Origin of the sequence: Patiriisocius marinistellae (assembly GCF_009014635.1) — a bacterium.
Classification (GTDB): domain Bacteria; phylum Bacteroidota; class Bacteroidia; order Flavobacteriales; family Flavobacteriaceae; genus Patiriisocius; species Patiriisocius marinistellae.
The window spans coordinates 1,359,194-1,374,327 of the sequence record NZ_BKCF01000001.1; the positions used below are offsets into that span (position 1 = coordinate 1,359,194).

Consider the following 15,134-nt stretch of genomic DNA (forward strand, 5'->3'; position numbering starts at 1 on the left):
TGGTTAAAATTTAAAAGATGTTCTATTATATAGCAAGTAAAAATCCTATGTTAGAAGTAAGTATTGTTAAAAATTATACGGAAACAGATTTAGAACATGTGTTTTTATTTATGGATACGCTTATAAAAAATCCAGACTTAAATGTTCTATTTAAAGTTGAACCTTCAATCAAAGAGCAGTTTAAAAGTTTAATAGAAAAAAGAAGTTGCCGTCCATCTTATGCTTATAACATAATTGAAAATATTGCCTAATGAAAGAATTTTGGTTTACATATCAAACTAATATAATTTGGACAGCTATTGTTATTATCGTAGTAATAATATTAAGGTTTCTAACAAAAATCTTTCATAATTGGTTAGAAAAAAGAAGCCTTAGGAGAAAGCCTGAGGTTGAGCCTAACACAATTATTTTAACTAAGAAAATTTTGAATTCTCTATGGGTATTGTTGGGTGTCATGGCTATATCTTGGAATTTTATGGATGAAGATAGGGTCAAAGAAGTTGCTTTAGGCAATTTTGGTCTTGTGTTGTATTTAGGTGTTGTTGCGGTTGTTACATTAGTAATAGCATCTATAACTCAGTCTTGGTTTGAAAGAAGTATTAGAGAAAAAAAGAATGCTAATCAAGATACTACCAGCTATAAATTTTTGAGATACATTGCCATATTTGGAGTTTATTTTCTTGGAGGTATTTTGGCATTAATAGCTTTTGAGTCAATGCGAAGTTTTGCAGTAACGGCTTTAGGTAGCGCTGGTGTTTTAGCAATAGTTGCTGGAGTTGCCTCGCAAGAAGCACTTTCTAATTTGGTAGGAGGTCTTTTTATTATCGCATTTAAACCATTCAAGTTAGGCGATATAATTAAGCTCGACGAAACTATGGTAGGTACGGTTTCAGACATAACATTGAGACATACTATTATTCGTAATTACGAAAATAAAATGATTGTCATACCTAATGCAATTATTAACAAAGAGAAATTAATCAATTATGACTTAGGAGAGCGTATGTGTTGCCAGTGGGTAGAAATTGGTATTTCTTATGATAGTGATATTGATCTTGCTAGGCATATTATGCGAGAAGAATGTGAAGACCACCCTAATTTATTAGATCATCGCAGTGAACTTGACAAGTACAACAATAAAAAGAAAGTAATTGTTAGAGTAATTGATTTAGGTGATAGTGCTGTTACCTTACGTGCATGGGCATGGGCAGCAAATTTTACAGATGCTTTTGAGATGAAATGTGATTTATATGAAAGCATAAAGAAAAGATTTGATAAAGAGGGTATTTCAATTCCGTTTCCACACAGAACTATGGTATTTAAAGAAGAACAACTTAAAAGTCTTAAAGGTGAATTAAAACTAACAGAATAGATGAATCTAAAAACCAACCACCATGATAATAATAAATATAGCGATGATATTTATAATTGCTTTAGTAATTATAGGAGCAGTAACACTTTTTTATATGATGCGAAAAAAATTAAAAAAATAGCACAAACTGAAATTTAATAAAAATAAAATAGCCGTGCTTTATATACTCTCAGCAGTATTCTGGGGGTTTCTAATAATTGCAAAAAGTTATTGGATGGAGACTGACAATGATAAATTTTATACAAGTTTTTTTGTGATAGGCTATATCGTTCAAACAACAATTATACACACTCTTTTAAACTATAAATCAAATAATAGCAATAATAATAATGAATAAAAAAACACTCTTTTCAACACTTTTGTTAGTGACTATATATGGTACTGCGCTAAGCCAGGTTAATGAAGAAGACCAACAAAAAAGTGATTCTTTACAACAAAAAGCAACGCTAGGTATTAAAGAAAAATTTCCTAGAGCTAGAGTTTTAAATTTTGAATATGGACAAACTTTATCTCGTGATTTTGATTCAGAATTATTTGATCAAGAATTTCAAGATGGAGAAATAAAGGCACAAAGAACTTTTACAGCTTCGGCTAATGTTCCTATTTTTAAAACAAGACAATGGGGTTTAACTGGGTCTTTAAATTATCAATTTAATGAGTTTGAATTTGACGATATTGAATCGACTGATGTTTCAGTTTTTGAACAAAACGGAATTGTTAATTTTCATAACTTTTCCGCAGCCATTAGTTCAACATATTTCTCTAGTCTTTTTAAAAAGCCAGTGATTTATAATGCTTCATTAATAGTAGATGGAAATGATGAAGGTGTCGAGCGTTTAAAGGGTCTTGTGGGCTTATCATTTATATTAAAGCGTACTGAGCGAACAACCCTAACTCTTGGAGCAATTGTATTTATTGATCCTACTTCTCAGCTTCCCTTCTTTCCTACATTCTCCTACAATCATAGGTTTAAAAATTCAAAATGGGAACTTGATTTTATACTGCCGCAGCGTTTATTGTTTAGAAGACCTGTTGGTAAAAACGGTCGTTTTTCTATTGGTAGTAGCTTTGGTTCTACAGGTTTTTACGTGAATGTCGATAACCCTAATTTTGCCGAAACATTTGAATATAGTCAACTAGAGATTAAATCTGGAGTTATATATGAACACCGTTTTAGTAATTATCTTATTGGAACATTCCAAGGTGGATTACAAAATTTTATTAGTAATCGTTTGACAGAAAAAGGAGAGCCAACACAGGATTTTATTTATGAAAATAACCAAGACCCTACAGGGTATTTTCAAGTGGGATTTTCAATAGACCCATTTGCGGGCAAGAAAAAATAATATAGACTGGTTGTTGGATATGGGTTCTGTCCAGAACAGTTTAAAAACGTAAAAGAGCCAAAATTTCAAATTAACAAAACAACTTATTATGAAAACAAAAATTTTAATTCTTTCGATGTTATTTTCTGGTGCAATGATGACTGCTCAAGAAACTTTTAAAAAATTTAACTTTGGTGTAAGAAGTGGTCTTAACATTGCAACTGTTGTGAGTGAAGATGATGATTTTGATAACCCAGATGCTCGTTTTGGTGCTTATGCAGGTCTAGTTTTTGAATATAGATTCTCAGAGCGTTTTTCACTATTAACAGAGGCATTCTATTCACAGCAAGGTTTTAGTCTTGGTGATGATGTTTCATTAGATGATGATTTTGATGCTGAGTTTCAAGTTGATTATATTCAAGTCCCAGTACTTTTTAAAGTTAATATCATTAAGGGATTAAGTGCCCATGCAGGTCCACAAATAGGATTTAAAATTAATGAAGAGGTTGATTTAGATATTACTGAAAATGGAGGAGATACAGAAACAGACTTTTTTAACTCAACGGATTTCCAACTTGCTACAGGTGCACAATACACTTTTGATTTTGGACTATTTGTACAAGCAAGATATACATTAGGACTCTCTGAAGTTATTGAAGACTCAGAAGGTCATAACTCAATTTTTTCGACAGGAGTCGGGTTTATGTTCTAAATAATTTAAACATTTAGATATTACTTAAAAGCCTGCATATTAATATGCAGGCTTTTTATATACTATTTATTAATAGTATATTTAAATGGAAAATATTAAAATGATTATGGAAACCATTAATAGATTTGAAGCCGCTATTTCAAGATTGTATGATGCTTTTCACTCAAATAAACTTAATCCTGAATGTAATAAACAATGTGCTGTAGGGAACATTTGTGATAATAAGGATGCTTGGAAACACTTTAGTGATTTTCATGGGAGTATTCAGCTCAATTATGTTGGGATTGTGCATCAACGCCTAGGAAGAAAAATTAATGGTTATTTACCAATTGAGCTTTTAAAAATAGAAGCTACTTTTTTAAAAACATGTGGGTTTCAAATTCCTCTGCGCGGTTTTTCAAAGCATAGAAAAATTCCAATCCCAAAAGAAGTTCTTTTTGAAGGGATGGTTTCGGTGATTGAGTTGCTTTGTGAGTTTGATAATATTCCAAACCCAATGGCTTATGAGGCAATTTTCAGAAATGAAGTTGTTTCAAAAATGGGAGCTCAAATTATAACTGAAATAGTTGATGTTTAATATTTTTCTCGTTTCAGTATTAAAATAACTTTTAATTTTATAATTTAGACACATGGGAGTAGGAGCATTAGTTTTAGGAACAGCATTTCTTTGTTTAGTATTGGGTATCATTGCCATTATTAAAGAAGAAGTATAGTTTTCCAAACATAAATTTTTTTTAGAGCCACATAGTTGTGGCTTATTTTGTTATACATAAATATGATTTCAATAGAAGATTACATTAGAGATATTCAAGATTTCCCGAAAATGGGCGTTGTCTTCAAAGACATCACTCCATTATTAGCTAATCACTTGGCTATTGAACGATGTTTAGAATTATTGTTAGAGAAAGTTGGTGATGAAAAAATTGATAAAGTAGTTGGGATTGAGTCGCGTGGATTTTTTTTTGGGATGTTACTCGCCCAAAAACTTAACGCTGGCTTTGTTCCTATTAGAAAACCTGGAAAGCTTCCTTATGAAACCCATAAAGAACCATATTTATTAGAATATGGCATGGATGTTCTTGAAATGCATGAAGATGCTATCAAAAAAGGAGAGCGTATTTTGATTCACGATGATGTACTTGCCACAGGCGGCACTGCTAGAGCCGCGTGTAATTTAGTTAAAAAGTGTGGTGGCGAAATTGTGCAATGCAACTTTATTATGCAAATAGATTTTCTCTGCGGAAATGAGAAACTCAAATCTTATGACGTGGCTTCTGTTTTAAATTATTAATTAATCCAAAGCGTTTTTAGTTACCCAAAGCTTATATCCAAAAATTGCCATTTGAAATTTTGAAGCTTTTGCTAAATCCAACTTTTTTTTTGTGAAGCTTGGAAGTATTGCTTTATTTATTTTAGCGAGTGTTTTGAAAATAGATTTTTTCATTCTTTAAAAGTATAACCTTCTTGATTGCAAATTTACGATTAAACTTCTAAATGGTTAGTTAACAAATTGTTTAAAAACTCAATTCTTGTTTTGTGAATAAATTAGAAATCACATCTCAAAAATTATTTTTCAATCAGTATCTTCGCATCCTTAATATAATAATAGTATGAGTCTTCTGTATGTTTTTCTTGGATTAGTATTGCTTGTTGTAGGCGGAGAATTTCTCGTTCGCGCTGCGGTGGGATTATCATTTAAACTTAAATTATCAAAAATGGTAATAGGTTTGACGGTAGTGTCCTTTGCTACATCTGCACCAGAATTATTAGTAAGTATTCAAGCAGCAATGGAAGGTTTTAGTGATATATCTATAGGGAATGTGATAGGCTCAAACATTGCAAATATAGGCTTGGTTCTAGGAATCACAGCAATAATTGCCCCATTAACTATTGATAAGGATTTTTACAAATTTAATTGGCCAGTGATGATGATTCTCTCTGTCACACTCTATTTTATCCTAGCCAGCGGCAATGTAATCACTGCAATCGAAGGAGTTGTATTATTATTAATGTTAGCGGTTTATTTATTTATTCTTATTCGTCGTGCAAGAAAACAACCCATAAGTGCTGATACTGTTGAGGAAATCGATGAGGGTCTTTCAACGGTTTCAAATGTTAAGATTATTATTTGGTTATTAATTGGTGGTACTGCGCTGTATTTTGGTAGTGAATGGCTTGTAAGAGGTGCGGTTGATATCGCTAATTATTTTGAAGTTAGTGAGCGTGTAATAGCTATCACAATGATTGCTGTAGGAACTAGTGTTCCAGAACTTGCAGCCTCTGTAATTGCCGCGTTAAAAAAAGAAAAAGCACTTTCATTAGGAAATTTAATAGGGTCAAACATTTTTAATATCGCTTCAGTTTTAGGAGTTACAGCATTAATACAGCCTATTGCTTTAAAAAGTCCAGAGGTATTAACTAGTGATATTTGGTGGATGATGGGGTTTGCTGCTGTGCTTATTCCGTTAGCTTTTTTGCCTAGAAAGTTTGAGATAGGGAGGATCAAGGGGCTTACAATTGTTGTCGCATATTGTGTTTTTGTTAGTTTAGCTTTTATAGGATAATATTTTATTTACAACTTCGGAAATATATCTACGGCAACTTTTTAGTTATTCAATTACAATTTTAGTTTTAGAAGCGATGTTATTTTATACCTTAATATATAGGTATATAAATTCTTAAATTATTTTTTGTCATCAGTTTTTTACCAATATCTTATTGTCTAAATTTTTGTATTAGTAATTTATTTCAGAAGAGAGACTAGAAATATTATTTTGTTTTCATATTTATACATATTTAATTTTGACTTCTTAGATAAATTAGGGGGTGTGTTGTTTAAAAACAACAATTATTAATAAGTTAACATTAAAAAATAGGGGGTGTGTTTGTAAAAAGTTTATTTTTGTGCTTTAATTTAATATAAACACACTTTAAAATATGTCTACATTAAGATTTCATGCCATAAAAGAAACATTCAATCGTCCAGTAATTGATGTTGAAGAACCAGCAAGACGTTCAGATATTTTTGGAAAAAACGTATTTAATGATGCTGCAATGCGTCAATACTTGACAAAAGACTCTTTTAAAAGTGTACAAGATGCTATTGTTAATGGTAGTAAAATTGATCGTTCTGTAGCAGATCATATCTCGACAGGTATGAAAGAGTGGGCTATTTCAAAGGGAGCGACACATTATACGCATTGGTTTCAACCATTAACAGGAACAACTGCAGAAAAGCACGATGCTTTTTTTGAAACTACTGAGGATGGTGCGATAGAAAAATTTGGTGGTGGACAGTTAGTTCAACAAGAGCCAGATGCATCAAGCTTTCCTAACGGTGGGATTAGAAATACGTTTGAGGCTCGTGGTTATACTGCTTGGGACCCTACTTCTCCTGCATTTATATATGGGACCACTTTGTGCATACCTACGGTATTTGTTTCTTACACAGGTGAGGCCTTAGATAATAAAACTCCTTTATTGAGAGCGTTACAATCAATCGATACTGCTGCAACAGCTGTTGCAAAGTATTTTGACAAGAGCGTAACTAAAGTAAACCCTACATTAGGATGGGAGCAAGAGTACTTTTTAATTGACAAAGCTCTTGCTAAGTCAAGGCCAGATATTAATCTTGCAGGAAGAACATTACTTGGACATTCTTCTGCAAAAGGACAACAATTAGATGACCATTATTTTGGTTCAATTCCTAAAAGAGCGCTTGACTATATGCGTGATTTAGAAACTGAATGCATGCTTTTAGGAATTCCTGTAAAGACAAGACATAATGAAGTAGCTCCTAATCAGTTTGAGTTAGCGCCTATTTTTGAAGAAACAAACCTTGCGGTTGATCACAACTCCTTGTTAATGGATGTGATGAGTAAGGTTGCAGACCGTCATAATTTTAAAGTGTTATTTCATGAAAAACCATTTGCTGGTATTAATGGAAGCGGAAAACATAATAACTGGTCATTAGCTACAAGTACTGGGGTAAATTTATTAAGCCCAGGTACTACGCCAATGAAAAACCTCCAGTTTTTAACCTTCTTTATTAATACTATAAAAGCAGTAAATGAATATGAAGAGTTATTAAGATCTGCAATTGCAGGTGCAAGTAATGATCATCGTTTGGGTGCAAATGAGGCGCCGCCAGCAATTATCTCTGTTTTTATTGGATCACAGTTGACAAATGTATTAGACGCACTTGAAAAAGTGAAGAATGGGAAATTATCACCAGAAGATAAAACAGATTTAAAGTTAAACGTTGTTGGCAAAATCCCTGAAATTTTACTTGATAATACAGATCGTAACCGTACATCACCGTTTGCTTTTACTGGAAATAAATTTGAATTTAGAGCAGTAGGTTCAACTGCAAACTGTGCGAAGCCTATGACCGTATTAAATGCTATTGTTGCAAAACAATTAATGGAGTTTAAAACGCAGGTTGATGCGCTTATCAAGGATAAAAAAATGAAGAAGGATGATGCTATGTTTAACGTATTGAGAGAATATATTAAGGATAGTAAACGTATTAGATTTGAAGGTGATGGTTATGGAGAGGCTTGGGAAAAGGAAGCAAAGAAGCGTGGGTTGAGTAATAATAAAACAACACCTATTGCTTTAAGGGAGCAAGTTTCTAAGAAGACAATTAAACTTTATGAGGATCTTGGTATTATGAGTAAGGTAGAGGTAGAGGCTCGTCACGAAATTGAAGTAGAAGAATATGCTATGCACATTCAAATTGAAGGGCGTGTTCTTGGTGATATTGCAAGAAATCATGTTATACCAACAGCAATTAAATATCAAAACATTTTAATTGAAAATGTACAAGGATTAAAAGATATCTACGGGAAAGATTTTAAGAAATTTGCTAGCGAACAAATGAGATTAATTGAAGCTATCAGCGCCCATATTGAGAATATTAATAAAGATATTACATCAATGATTGATGCTCGTAAAAAAGCAAATAAAATTGAAGATGGAGAAAAGAGAGCTATTCTTTATTGTGATGAGGTTAAGCCATTTTTTGAGACAATTAGATATCATTGTGATAAACTTGAGCTATTAGTTGATGATGAATTATGGCCATTAACAAAATACAGAGAATTGCTATTTACTAGATAGTTATAAAATAAATTAGAGTTGATTTAAGTCCTGTTTCAGTTTGAGACAGGACTTTTGTTATTTATTATATTATAAATGCATGATAAAATTCACAAAGCAGGAAAAAGACTACGTTGATTGTCTGATAAATTCTGCATTGTAACGAACGCGTAAGGACTTTGAAATTTTAACGTTTCTTTAACATATTTGAGATATAGGAAGAATTTGTTTAGTTACCGATAAATATTAATTCTTAGCCGATTTTACCAAACACCATTAACACGTGTTTTCCTACAAATACTTTAAATGATTGATTACTACGTACATCCACGTATATATTAAGTCAAATTAATTTTAATCTTTGGATTGCGAAATTAAATATGAATACATGTTAATTTAAGCACTCTCTCCTCGCCCAAATTTTGATTAACATATTAATCGTGTTTCATTTAATTAATAACTAAAAATCTATCTAATTATGAAGAAAGTAATTTTAACAGGAATGTTTTCATTTTTAACTTTAATGGGGTTTTCACAGAATATTAGTGATTTGCTTCAATCAGGTACAAATAATGCTGATATTAATCAGACTTCAACAGGGGTATTTTATAACGCTAGTGATGTTGATCAAAATGGAGCAAGCAATGATGCTCAAATAACTCAAGTGGGTAATAATGAGTCGGTTTTAACTCAGACAGGAACTTTAAATATGGCTACAGTGAACCAAGTTGGCGGTAATGGAAATCCTGGTTTTAATCAAAACCGTCAAGACTCTTCCATAGATCAAGATGGTACAAATAATCAAGCTTTTGTTTCACAAGTTTCTGGTGTAGGAAATAATTTTGCAAGTGGTAACTCTTCAGTATTAACTCAAAACAATACAGCTTCTTCAAATGGAGTGGGAAATTTCGCTACAATAACACAAACAAAGAGAAATCAAACTTCAACTGCAACACAAACCAACGGTAATAACTATTTAAGTGTTACTCAAGAAAGAGATTTAAGTAATGTATCTATAAGTAATCAAACGTCATCTGAGCTTTCCTCTGGTTCTTTAGCTGGAGGTTATTTAAATAGGTCTACTGTTATGCAAAGATTTCGTAGAAACTTTTCAGATGTAGCTCAAAATGGTGATAATAATGACTCTTCTGTAAATCAAAGTTCAACTTTAAATAGTACTCCTATGACTAATGAGGCTTATATAGTCCAAGATGGAGATCTTGGTACTAGTGTTTTAGTTCAAAATAACCTTAATAATTCATTAAGAGGAGATAATACTGCTACAGTTATGCAAACGAATATGGTAAATGGTTTAGGTAATATGAATACTGCAACTCAATTAGGTGCAAATACCGCAACTGTAACACAAACAAATAATTAAATAATAATTATCAACTAAATATTAATAACTAAATTTTACAATTATGAAAAAAGTAATTTTAGGCGCTGCAGCGCTAATGATTGGTACAATGTCTTATGCTCAAAATGTGAATGAACTAGATCAAATGGGTTCTAACAACGCTGATATTGTACAAGTTTCAACAGGCACATTTTACAATAATAGTGATGTTGATCAAGATGGATCTGGAAACGATGCTCAGGTAAATCAAGAAGGTAACAACGATTCTACGGTTGATCAAACCGGAACTGGTAACATGGCCGATATTAATCAAATAGGGGGTAACCAGCCTACATTTTATGTTGATGTAAATACCTCAACAGCTATTCAAAATGGATCTGGAAATGTTATTGATGTAGATCAAGCTAACCTAGGAGGCGGAAATCCTGCAAGTGGAAACATTTCTGAAATAGATCAAAATAATGTAGCTTCGGGTGGAGATGGTAACTATGCGAGAGTATTGCAAGGACCTTTTCACAATGGGTCTTATGTTACTCAAGTGAATGATGATAACTCGGTTAATGTAGATCAATTCGGAGGTAGAAACACTAGTAATACAAATCAAACTTCTGACGGTGTTCTTAGCTCTGTAGGCGCTGGCTTCGAGCAAGAGTCTACTGTAGTGCAAAGAGGTAATTATAACCTTTCTACTGTAAATCAGGATGGTAGTAATAACCAGTCTTCTGTAGATCAACAAACTTCAGCAGGTTTTCCAATTACTCTTGGAGAAAGCAACGTAGCAACGATAGATCAAGATGGATATAACAACATGTCGACCACTACACAAAGTGATTCTATGTTAGGAAATGATGGTAACAATTTAATTACTGTAACTCAAGAGAATTTATCAACTGCTTTCTTGGGTAATATTTCAACAGAAAATCAAATGGGAGGAAATACAGCTACTGTAACACAAACTAATAACTAATTAGGATAATTGAATGTAAGGATGTAAATAATACATCCTTACTTTTCATAAATTAAATTAATATAAAACCCCAAGTTAACTTATATTCAGTGTAGTTATTGAAATAAGTTATTAATAAGGAAATTTCTCAATCCTAATATTTCATTAAAAAATGAAATTTTTGTTTTGAGTCAGCAACTAAAATAATTCAATTAATAATTTAAATTTAACAAAATGAAAAAAGTAATTTTAAGTGCATTAGCATTAACATTCACAGCAGTTGGTATTAGTCAAAATGTATCAGAACTAGATCAAATAGCTGGTAACACAGCTACTGTTACACAAACAAGTATAGGGTCTTTTTATAATTTTAGTGATGTAGATCAAGTAGGAACAAATCTTGCTACAGTTACTCAAACAGGAGATAACTCTTCTATAGTAGATCAAACAGGTGCAAGTACAGCAGTTGTTACACAAAGTGGTGGTCAAGGTTTAGCTGGTACAGCAGCAACTAACTCTTCTGATGTTCTTCAGAGTGGTGGTAACACTGCGTTAGTAGATCAAACAGGAGATGGTCATAGTTCAGATGTTGATCAATTTACAGCGGCAGGTTCAGTTGCTGTAGCTAACTTAGCAGATATTGATCAAACTGGAGACTCTCAAGAATCTAAGGTTGATCAAATGGAAGAAGGTAACTTTGCTAGTCACAATCAACAAGGAGATAACAACTATGCGGAGACAGATCAAGACAGAAATATGTCTATCGCTCCATTAGCAGGTAATCCAGCAGGTTACACACAAGGGAGTACAATAAATCAAAATGGTTCTTACAACTATGCATTAGCTACACAAAATGGTGCTAATCAAAGATCTATTATTGTTCAAAATGGTGGTGCAAATGCGTTAGCAAATTATTCTAATGAGGCTACGGTAACTCAAACTGGTTCACTTGCTTACTCTACGGTAAACCAAGGTGATTTAGTTGCAGGAGATGCTAATAACACTGCTACTGTAATGCAAACTAATAGTTTAGCTTCGCCAACAATGGGGCCTGGTTCTTTTGGAGAAGTTAACAATAGTGCTATAAACCAAAGTGGTGCAAATACTGCAACGGTTACTCAAATTAGCAATTAAAAAAAGATTCTTTAATTTAAAGAGTTTGATGATTATTTAATAAGGTGCTATTTTTTTAGCACCTTATTTTTATATAGATTACAAATGATTTTAGTAACTTTATAAAAAACCAAGAAGATGAAAATTTGTTTTTACATATCATTTCTATTGTTTGGAAGTTTTAATTGCTTTTCTCAAACTAATAAAATAGCAGATGAACTAATTGAGAATAATCAACTTTCTTTACTCTCTTCTGTAGTTAATAATGCTCCTTTACCCAATGGATCATTAAATATTGCCCAAGTGAATCAAATAGGAGTTAATAATGACGCTTCGGTTTTCGTCAAAGCAAAAAAATCAAATGTATTTATAGATCAAAGAGGATCTAATAATACTATTGACGTCTCTTATAATGTAAATGATGTTAGTGCTAATCTTCTTCAAAACGGATCAAATAATTCTATTATTGAAATTGTAAATAATACATTTGGTTCAGTTAATTCTAATGTTAGTCAAGTAGGAAATAATCTTGAAGTTAATAAAATTGGATCTAATAGTATATCTAATGGGCTTGAAGTTAATATGTTGGGTTCTAATAAAACTATTACTATTATTAGTTTTTAAAATTTTATATTTTTGATTCTTAGAATTTCAGCATGAAATCTTTTCTTTACATTATTTTTATTATTAGTATTGTTGCTAAGGGACAATATAATACAATTGTAAAAGCAGATTTGCTTGTTGAAGAAAATACTGAATTTACAGAAATTAAAGCCAGAGCAAATAATTTAGTTGAAGTAAACCAAGATTTACGTTTTGTTTTTTCAATAATTAAAACGATTTCAGAGGATGAGAAATTAAATAAAACTGATGAAGAAGGAGGCTTTTTTTTAAAGCCATTTGAGAAAAAATTTTTAGGAGAGATTACAATTCCAAAAACTGATAAGACAAAGATTATTATTCTTTTATTAGTTTATGACGCCAGAGAAAAATTAATTGGTAAAGCTAGATGGTCACAGTTTGATGAAGAGAGTAGTGAAAAGGTACCTATTGTGCTTTCGAAAGAAGAGATAAGAGCTAGTGCTTATAATGATGCTTTAATTAGTGGCATTGTTACACAAGATACTCGAACAAAATTTGGGAATGATTTTTATAAAATATTTTATGCACAATATTTTTTGAGTGAGATTAATGCAGAAGAGATAATTGATGTTAAAGAGGTACTTGCTTTAGGAAGAAATACAAAAATAGAAGTGAGAATTGATGGAGTTTTGTTGAGCGAGTTTTTTTTAAGACCTAAAGAACAATATTTGAAATATATGTCTCAATTCACTATAGATAATATTGTAAAATATTTGCAGAATAAAAAAAACATGAACAATCAAATTGAACGTTATTAAAATTTTTAGTTAATGAAAAAAATTATAATATTTATAATATTCATAATATTTCCTTTTTTTGGTTTTGCACAACAATTGGTTTATAAAGCAGTGAATCCAGCATTTGGTGGAGATACATTTAATTATCAATGGCTATTAAGCTCTGCAAACGCACAAAATAGTTTTACCGATCCCAATACCCAACAAAATGAGGAAACGAGTGAATTAAGTCAATTTGCGGATAATTTGAATAGACAGCTGTTAAGCCAGATATCTCGTGAAGTGTTTAATAATCAATTTGATTCAGATACATTACAGCCAGGTACATTTACTTTCGGGAGTTTAGAAGTTGAAATAGCAGAAGGTATTACTGGTCTTATTATTAATATTCTTGACACTAATAATGGTGAACAGACTCAAATTATTGTTCCTAATTAGCATGATTTATTTTCAAAAAGTTTTAGTGTTTTTTATAACATTATTTTTTGTGAGTTGTGGCTCTTATTTTAATCAACCTACAAAATTTCAAGATGCCCGTATAGGAGAAACAACAAAAAATACAGAATCAATAAGATCGTTGCCAACACCAGAAAAAAAGGTTGTCATTGGTGTTTATAACTTTAAAGATCAAACAGGTCAATATAAACAAACTCAAGCGGGTAGTAATTTTAGTACAGCAGTAACTCAAGGAGCTACTACTGTTTTAATTAAGGCTTTAGAGGACTCAAAGTGGTTTAGACCTATAGAAAGAGAAAATTTAAGTAATTTATTACAAGAAAGAAAAATTATTGAGGCTACTAGAAATGATTATGCCTCAGACAAAACACAAGTCCAAAGATTATCTCCACTCTTGTTTGCAGGTGTAATCCTAGAAGGAGGTATAATATCTTACGATTCGAATATTTTAACTGGCGGAGCTGGAGCCCGCTATTTTGGGATTGGAGGTTCTACCCAATATCGTCAAGATAGAATTACTATTTATTTAAGAGCAGTGGCTACATCAACTGGCGAAGTAGTGAAAACAGTTTATGTTTCAAAAACAATTTTATCTCAAGGAGTTGATGCTGGACTATTTAGATATGTTAATTTTCAACGGTTGTTAGAAGTTGAGACGGGTTATACAAAAAATGAACCGGCAGAACTTGCTGTTAAGGAAGCCATTGAAAAAGCAGTCGAAAGTTTAGTTTATGAGGGTATAATTGATGGTTTATGGGTAGCAGAAGGGGGAGAAGAAAAAAGAGAAGAAATTAAAACAGAATATCTAAAAAATAAAGAAGAGGAAGAGGCAATCGGGCTTTATAATAGAAAATTTTATGAAAATGATAGAAAGCACAGCATTCATGCAGCTATAGGAGCTGCTCTTATTGATGGAGATCTAGCAACTCATGATCCAGATTTTGCTGTAGAACTTGGATATAAATACGATTTAACAAATTCGTTCCGTGTTAATGCTGCTGCGGGATTATTTAAACTGTATTCTTCACCTGAAATAAACTACTGGTTTATGGATTTTGATTTAAATTTTGAATATAGAATTTTAAGTAATGATAAATTTTCTCCATATATATATGGAGGTCCTGGACTTTTATTATTTGTAGATGATGAGCCATTTAAATTTCTTCAAAAAGGAGATTCATTTGGAAAAATTCAATATGGAATTGGTCTTGAATACCATAGCTCTGATGCATTTAGCTTCTTTTTGAAGGGAGATTATAACTACTCTTTTTCAGATAAAATTGACAATGTTATAAATGGTTCAAAAGATGATCATTATTACAATGTTCACTTTGGTGTTAACTACAACTTAGGATTTTAATGCATAATGTT

At 31.8% G+C, this 15,134-nt stretch carries 16 protein-coding genes; 15 read left to right on the top strand and 1 reads right to left on the bottom strand.

Translation table 11 applies throughout. From position 1 onward, the window contains the following. Positions 1 to 17 precede the first annotated feature (17 nt). From GB234_RS06105 to GB234_RS06130, 6 genes are all read left to right on the top strand, one after another. Positions 18 to 251, top strand: coding sequence for a hypothetical protein (locus tag GB234_RS06105; RefSeq protein ID WP_151893617.1), 234 nt, complete (start codon positions 18 to 20; stop codon positions 249 to 251). After that, positions 251 to 1,372: a mechanosensitive ion channel family protein gene (locus GB234_RS06110; RefSeq protein ID WP_151893618.1), complete on the top strand. Its 1,122-nt coding sequence runs from the start codon at positions 251 to 253 to the stop codon at positions 1,370 to 1,372. Before GB234_RS06105 ends, GB234_RS06110 begins: the two co-directional genes overlap by 1 nt. Positions 1,373 to 1,701: 329 nt before the next feature. Then, the gene (locus GB234_RS06115) at positions 1,702 to 2,718 is read left to right on the top strand and encodes a C2 domain-containing protein (RefSeq protein ID WP_151893619.1); all 1,017 of its coding nucleotides are present in this window, start codon (positions 1,702 to 1,704) and stop codon (positions 2,716 to 2,718) included. Between the two features lie 88 nt (positions 2,719 to 2,806). Beyond that, a complete protein-coding gene (locus GB234_RS06120) occupies positions 2,807 to 3,409 on the top strand; it encodes a porin family protein (protein WP_151893620.1) in 603 nt (200 codons plus the stop codon). 85 nt (positions 3,410 to 3,494) lie between these two features. Next, positions 3,495 to 3,986, top strand: a complete 492-nt coding sequence (locus tag GB234_RS06125) for a Na(+)-translocating NADH-quinone reductase subunit F (RefSeq protein WP_235906067.1) — start codon at positions 3,495 to 3,497, stop codon at positions 3,984 to 3,986. A 201-nt stretch (positions 3,987 to 4,187) separates the two neighbouring features. Further along, the gene (locus tag GB234_RS06130) at positions 4,188 to 4,700 is read left to right on the top strand and encodes an adenine phosphoribosyltransferase (protein ID WP_172966853.1); all 513 of its coding nucleotides are present in this window, start codon (positions 4,188 to 4,190) and stop codon (positions 4,698 to 4,700) included. Here GB234_RS06130 and GB234_RS06135 read toward each other — a convergent pair whose 3' ends face one another. Next, entirely contained in the window at positions 4,701 to 4,853 is a 153-nt protein-coding gene (locus GB234_RS06135) for an SsrA-binding protein (RefSeq protein ID WP_151893622.1), read from the bottom strand. It lies immediately after the preceding gene. A 166-nt stretch (positions 4,854 to 5,019) separates the two neighbouring features. Between GB234_RS06135 and GB234_RS06140 the strand changes: the two genes are divergently transcribed. The 9 genes from GB234_RS06140 (at position 5,020) to GB234_RS06180 (ending at position 15,123) form a co-directional block, all read left to right on the top strand. Beyond that, entirely contained in the window at positions 5,020 to 5,973 is a 954-nt protein-coding gene (locus GB234_RS06140; RefSeq protein ID WP_151893623.1) for a calcium/sodium antiporter, read from the top strand. A 373-nt stretch (positions 5,974 to 6,346) separates the two neighbouring features. Then, positions 6,347 to 8,530: a glutamine synthetase III family protein gene (locus GB234_RS06145; protein WP_151893624.1), complete on the top strand. Its 2,184-nt coding sequence runs from the start codon at positions 6,347 to 6,349 to the stop codon at positions 8,528 to 8,530. A gap of 457 nt (positions 8,531 to 8,987) precedes the next feature. Beyond that, positions 8,988 to 9,890 (top strand): hypothetical protein, encoded by a 903-nt coding sequence (locus tag GB234_RS06150; RefSeq protein WP_151893625.1) that lies wholly within the window; start codon positions 8,988 to 8,990, stop codon positions 9,888 to 9,890. A gap of 43 nt (positions 9,891 to 9,933) precedes the next feature. After that, positions 9,934 to 10,836 carry a hypothetical protein gene (locus GB234_RS06155; RefSeq protein WP_151893626.1) on the top strand — a complete coding sequence of 301 codons (903 nt, stop codon included), beginning with the start codon at positions 9,934 to 9,936 and terminating at the stop codon, positions 10,834 to 10,836. A 213-nt stretch (positions 10,837 to 11,049) separates the two neighbouring features. Then, positions 11,050 to 11,949, top strand: coding sequence for a hypothetical protein (locus GB234_RS06160; RefSeq protein WP_151893627.1), 900 nt, complete (start codon positions 11,050 to 11,052; stop codon positions 11,947 to 11,949). A 117-nt stretch (positions 11,950 to 12,066) separates the two neighbouring features. Continuing rightward, entirely contained in the window at positions 12,067 to 12,552 is a 486-nt protein-coding gene (locus tag GB234_RS06165) for a hypothetical protein (RefSeq protein ID WP_151893628.1), read from the top strand. Between the two features lie 32 nt (positions 12,553 to 12,584). After that, a complete protein-coding gene (locus GB234_RS06170) occupies positions 12,585 to 13,328 on the top strand; it encodes a CsgE family curli-type amyloid fiber assembly protein (RefSeq protein ID WP_151893629.1) in 744 nt (247 codons plus the stop codon). Positions 13,329 to 13,340: 12 nt separating this feature from the next. Further along, on the top strand, positions 13,341 to 13,745 hold the full coding sequence (locus tag GB234_RS06175; protein WP_151893630.1) for a curli production assembly/transport component CsgF: 405 nt from the start codon (positions 13,341 to 13,343) through the stop codon (positions 13,743 to 13,745). Between the two features lie 49 nt (positions 13,746 to 13,794). Next, a complete protein-coding gene (locus GB234_RS06180; protein WP_235906068.1) occupies positions 13,795 to 15,123 on the top strand; it encodes a CsgG/HfaB family protein in 1,329 nt (442 codons plus the stop codon). Positions 15,124 to 15,134 lie beyond the last annotated feature (11 nt).

Bases quoted from the DNA above. Each gene is read 5' to 3' on its own strand.
- GB234_RS06140 (WP_151893623.1), top strand. From the start codon at position 5,020: ATGAGTCTTCTGTATGTTTTTCTTGGATTAGTATTGCTTGTTGTAGGC.
- GB234_RS06105 (WP_151893617.1), top strand. From the start codon at position 18: ATGTTCTATTATATAGCAAGTAAAAATCCTATGTTAGAAGTAAGTATT.
- GB234_RS06170 (WP_151893629.1), top strand. From the start codon at position 12,585: ATGAAATCTTTTCTTTACATTATTTTTATTATTAGTATTGTTGCTAAG.
- GB234_RS06155 (WP_151893626.1), top strand. From the start codon at position 9,934: ATGAAAAAAGTAATTTTAGGCGCTGCAGCGCTAATGATTGGTACAATG.
- GB234_RS06175 (WP_151893630.1), top strand. From the start codon at position 13,341: ATGAAAAAAATTATAATATTTATAATATTCATAATATTTCCTTTTTTT.
- GB234_RS06135 (WP_151893622.1), bottom strand. From the start codon at position 4,853: ATGAAAAAATCTATTTTCAAAACACTCGCTAAAATAAATAAAGCAATA.
- GB234_RS06145 (WP_151893624.1), top strand. From the start codon at position 6,347: ATGTCTACATTAAGATTTCATGCCATAAAAGAAACATTCAATCGTCCA.
- GB234_RS06125 (WP_235906067.1), top strand. From the start codon at position 3,495: ATGGAAAATATTAAAATGATTATGGAAACCATTAATAGATTTGAAGCC.
- GB234_RS06150 (WP_151893625.1), top strand. From the start codon at position 8,988: ATGAAGAAAGTAATTTTAACAGGAATGTTTTCATTTTTAACTTTAATG.
- GB234_RS06165 (WP_151893628.1), top strand. From the start codon at position 12,067: ATGAAAATTTGTTTTTACATATCATTTCTATTGTTTGGAAGTTTTAAT.
- GB234_RS06110 (WP_151893618.1), top strand. From the start codon at position 251: ATGAAAGAATTTTGGTTTACATATCAAACTAATATAATTTGGACAGCT.
- GB234_RS06120 (WP_151893620.1), top strand. From the start codon at position 2,807: ATGAAAACAAAAATTTTAATTCTTTCGATGTTATTTTCTGGTGCAATG.
- GB234_RS06115 (WP_151893619.1), top strand. From the start codon at position 1,702: ATGAATAAAAAAACACTCTTTTCAACACTTTTGTTAGTGACTATATAT.
- GB234_RS06160 (WP_151893627.1), top strand. From the start codon at position 11,050: ATGAAAAAAGTAATTTTAAGTGCATTAGCATTAACATTCACAGCAGTT.